A 3,148-nucleotide genomic window follows, 5' to 3' on the forward strand; every position below is an offset into this window, starting at 1 on the left:
GCGACGAGGGCGGCGACGAGAATCTCGTGCCGCCCTCACGGGTTGCGATCAGAGCGGGCGACCGGGGTCGAACCGGCGACGTCCAGCTTGGGAAGCTGGCATTCTACCGCTGAATTACGCCCGCAGAGAGTGTGCGCCGGACGCTAGGGTAAGCATCCGTGCTTGTCAATTCGCAGGCGGTCGCAGCGCGGCCGTTTGCCGCCGCTGCCCACCTGTCCTGTCGCCACCGCGGGATTCGGTCGCAGGAGTGACGCGCAGTAGCGGAATCGATCGCGGCGATTGAGCCTGGTGACGCGCAGCGCTCGATGACGTGGGCGGATGACCCCCATTAGCAAAAGCGCGTGCAGCAGACGGAGGTATTGCACGCGCGTTGTGCAGCTGCTTCGCGCGGTGCCTGAATCCGACGCGCCCTGACGCAGCGCGTCAGCGCCGCGACATGCGTGTGCCTCACCGCATCGCCGTGGCACGAGAATGGCGAAGGCCTCGCGCCGTCGAATCCACAATTCACCAGAAGGCGGGAGGGGCTTATGGGAACAGGCAGGGTCCAGCGATTCGCGGTTCTGATGGGAGTGATTCTGTTTTCGCAATCGGAGGTGCACGCGGGAGGCAAGATCAGCATCGACGACAACAAGTGGATCAGCTTGGGGGTTGGTGTGCGGTCGTCGTACACGGCGACGCAGGATGCGGCGCCGAGCAGCAATGATTGGTCGTCGGACTTCAACCTCGACAACGCCCGTATCTACATCAACGGACAGATCCACGAGTACATCAAGTTCGAGGTCAACACCGAGTGCGCGTTCTGCGGCAACTCCTCGCTGCAGGACTTCATCATCCTCGACGCCATCGCGAAGTTCGAATTCGCGCCCTACATCAACGTGTGGGGCGGTCGTCTGCTGGTACCGGCCGAACGGCAGGAGTTGAACGGCCCCTTCTATTCGACGACGTACGAGGCCTACAAGACGCCGTTCTTCCCCGCCGACTTCAGCACGCACTACGGCGTCGGCGGCGCCGGTGTGTACGAGCGCGACAACGGCTTCAACCTGTGGGGTGCTGCGGGGCCGGAAGGCGCGTTCCAGTACGTCGCCGGTGTGTTCACCGGTCTGCAGTCGGGCAACGACACCGGACCCAACCAGGCCGACAACCCACTCTTCGGCGCGCGCGTCGCGTACAACTTCCTGAACGTCGAGAAGAATCCGGGCTACTACACCAGCGGCTCCTACTTCGGCAGCGCCGGCGACATCCTCACCCTCGGTCTGGCCATGCAATATCAGGAGGATGGTGCCGGATCGTTCGAGCACCCCGGCAACTTCTTCGGCCTGGTCACCGACCTGCTGTTCGAGAAGCCGGTCGAGGACGTCGGCGTCTTCACGATCAACGGCGAGTACAAGTACTTCGACTCGTCGTACTCGCGGCAGGCGTTCACGGACGGCGATCCCAACGCCTTCCTGATGTTCTCCGGCAACAGCTTCTCCCTGACCGGGCTCTACCTGATCCCGAAGGAGATCGGCATCGGGAAGTTTCAGCCCTACGTGCGCTACAGCGGCACCTACCCGCAGGACAGCGCCGACCGCGACGAGTTCGAGCTTGGCACGAACTACGTCATCGACGGGTTCAATGCGCGCCTGTCGCTCTTCTACCAGTACGGCGATCTGGCGACCCTGGGCTTGAACTACGCGCCCACCGCGAGCGGCGGCAACGTGAGCTCCGTCGGTATCGCCGTCCAGCTGCAGATCTAACGCCACCGCCGACCACCCACCATCGACAACGCGAAAATAGAAGGAGACGACACAATGCGTATACGCACTCTGGCCGCGGCACTGATTGTGGTGATGTTGCTCGGCCTGCCCGCGGGGGCAGCCGACCCGATCAAGGTGGGCGTCCTCCACTCCCTCTCGGGAACCATGGCGATCAGCGAAACGACGCTGAAGGATACGGTCCTGATGCTCGTCGCCGAGCAGAACAAGAAGGGCGGCCTGCTCGGCCGACCGCTCGAGGCGGTGGTCGTCGACCCGGCCTCGAACTGGCCGCTGTTCGCCGAGAAGGCGCGCGAGCTGCTGCAGAAGGAGAAGGTCGCGGTGGTCTTCGGCTGCTGGACCTCGGTGTCGCGGAAGTCGGTCCTGCCGGTGTTCGAGGAGCTCAACGGCCTGCTGTTCTATCCGGTCCAGTACGAAGGCGAGGAGTCGTCCAAGAACGTCTTCTATACCGGTGCGGCCCCAAACCAGCAGGCCATCCCCGCCGTCGACTACCTGATGAACGACCTGAAGGTGCAGCGCTGGGTGTTGGCCGGTACCGACTACGTCTACCCGCGCACGACCAACAAGATCCTCGAGGCGTACCTCAAGTCGAAGGGCGTCAAGCAGGAAGACATCATGATCAACTACACGCCGTTCGGGCACTCCGACTGGCAGAGCATCGTCGCCGACATCAAGAAGTTCGGCGCCACGGGCAAGAAGACGGCCGTGGTCTCGACGATCAACGGCGACGCCAACGTGCCGTTCTACAAGGAGCTCGGCAATCAGGGCGTCTCGTCCGCCGACATCCCGGTGGTGGCGTTCTCGGTCGGCGAGGAGGAGCTCTCCGGCATCGACACCAAGCCGCTGGTCGGTCACCTCGCGGCCTGGAACTACTTCATGAGCGTCGATGCACCGGTCAACGCCGAGTTCATCACCACCTGGCACGCCTACATCAAGAACCCGAAGCGGGTCACCAATGACCCCATGGAGGCCACTGTCATCGGCTTCAACATGTGGGTGAAGGCGGTCGAGAAGGCCGGCACCATCGATCCCACCGCCGTGCAGAAGGCGATCATCGGCATCCAGACGGCCAACCTGTCCGGCGGCATGTCGACCATGCTGCCCAACCACCACATCACCAAGCCGGTCCTCATCGGCGAGATCCAGGCGGACGGCCAGTTCGCCACCGTGTGGCAGACCGAAGGGTTGGTGCCGGGCGACGCGTGGTCGGACTACCTGCCCGACAGCAAGATCATCGAAGCGGACTGGACCGACAAGCTGAGCTGCGGCAACTACAATACCGTGACGAAGAAGTGCTCCAAGCAGAACTACTGAGCCGAGCGCCAATCATGCACGTGGCCCGGCGCGCCGGGGTCGCATCCGACCCGGCGCGCTGGGATTACTCGGCTCAGGAG

The 3,148-nt window shown here is 63.5% G+C and carries 2 protein-coding genes and 1 tRNA gene; 2 read left to right on the plus strand and 1 reads right to left on the minus strand.

Features of this window, described 5'->3' with window-relative positions; translation table 11 throughout:
* Window positions 1-52: 52 nt before the first annotated feature.
* Window positions 53-124, minus strand: a tRNA-Gly gene (locus ACRDUX_RS26810).
* A gap of 439 nt (window positions 125-563) precedes the next feature.
* On the opposite strand from ACRDUX_RS26810, the gene ACRDUX_RS26815 reads away from it, so the two are divergent.
* Both ACRDUX_RS26815 and urtA read left to right on the plus strand, forming a co-directional pair.
* Window positions 564-1,736 carry a hypothetical protein gene (locus tag ACRDUX_RS26815; RefSeq protein WP_526418221.1) on the plus strand — a complete coding sequence of 391 codons (1,173 nt, stop codon included), beginning with the start codon at window positions 564-566 and terminating at the stop codon, window positions 1,734-1,736.
* Between the two features lie 54 nt (window positions 1,737-1,790).
* Window positions 1,791-3,068 (plus strand): urea ABC transporter substrate-binding protein, encoded by a 1,278-nt coding sequence (gene urtA, locus ACRDUX_RS26820; protein ID WP_526418223.1) that lies wholly within the window; start codon window positions 1,791-1,793, stop codon window positions 3,066-3,068.
* Window positions 3,069-3,148: the final 80 nt, after the last annotated feature.

This window comes from Mycobacterium sp. (assembly GCF_050701675.1).
GTDB lineage: Bacteria > Actinomycetota > Actinomycetes > Mycobacteriales > Mycobacteriaceae > Mycobacterium.

Excerpts from the sequence above, each read along its gene's own strand:
- ACRDUX_RS26815 (WP_526418221.1), top strand. The coding sequence starts at position 564 with ATGGGAGTGATTCTGTTTTCGCAATCGGAGGTGCACGCGGGAGGCAAG.
- urtA (WP_526418223.1), top strand. The coding sequence starts at position 1,791 with ATGCGTATACGCACTCTGGCCGCGGCACTGATTGTGGTGATGTTGCTC.